The organism is Ruegeria haliotis (genome assembly GCF_013377785.1).
GTDB classification, from domain to species: domain Bacteria; phylum Pseudomonadota; class Alphaproteobacteria; order Rhodobacterales; family Rhodobacteraceae; genus Ruegeria; species Ruegeria haliotis.
Window position 1 is genome coordinate 1 of record NZ_JABXWT010000071.1, and the last position, 728, is coordinate 728.

The following is a 728-nucleotide window of genomic DNA, read 5'->3' on the forward strand; positions in this document are numbered from 1 at the left end:
CTATAACTAACAACATAAAAATATATTATAAACTACAAATCAATTAATATTAAATTATTTAATTATAATTAAATATTATTTATTTAATTTTATAAATTTTATATTAATTCATAAATTATTTTCATTTAATATTTTTTCTCTTTTAATATAAATATCTAAATTTATTACAACACCTTTTATAAATATATCCACTAAACCTTTACTAAAACTTAAAATAATATTACTTTTAATTAATTTAATAACTTCTTATTTATAATACATTTCCTTAAAATCATTAATAATTAAACTTTCAAAAAAAACTCCTTTAACTTTTTTAACAATTTCATTTTTATCAATAACAAATAAATATATTTTAAATACTATAAAATAACCTTCTTTTATTACATTTTCTAATTTTAACTTACCTAACTCATTACCTAAATATTCTTTTAATAATTCAATATTAATTACAATACTATCAATATCAAAATAATAAATTTTTCCTCCACTATTTAAAATAATTAATTTAATATTATTAATATAAATTCTAACATAAAAAATAATTACAACAAATATAATAATAAAAACATCATTAACAAAACTTTCTTTTTCAATAAATTTATTTTCTTTTTTTAATATACTTAAAAAATCTAAATTATTATTTTCACAAATAATTTTAAACACTTATAATAAATAATTAATTAAATAATTATCATTAAAAATTTACTCATTATTTTTAACAAACCAAA

At 12.0% G+C, this 728-nt stretch carries 1 protein-coding gene; it reads right to left on the reverse strand.

All coding sequences use genetic code 11. The features are described 5' to 3' along the window. Window positions 1-246 precede the first annotated feature (246 nt). On the reverse strand, window positions 247-663 hold the full coding sequence (locus HW561_RS24445; RefSeq protein ID WP_176867769.1) for a hypothetical protein: 417 nt from the start codon (window positions 661-663) through the stop codon (window positions 247-249). Window positions 664-728 lie beyond the last annotated feature (65 nt).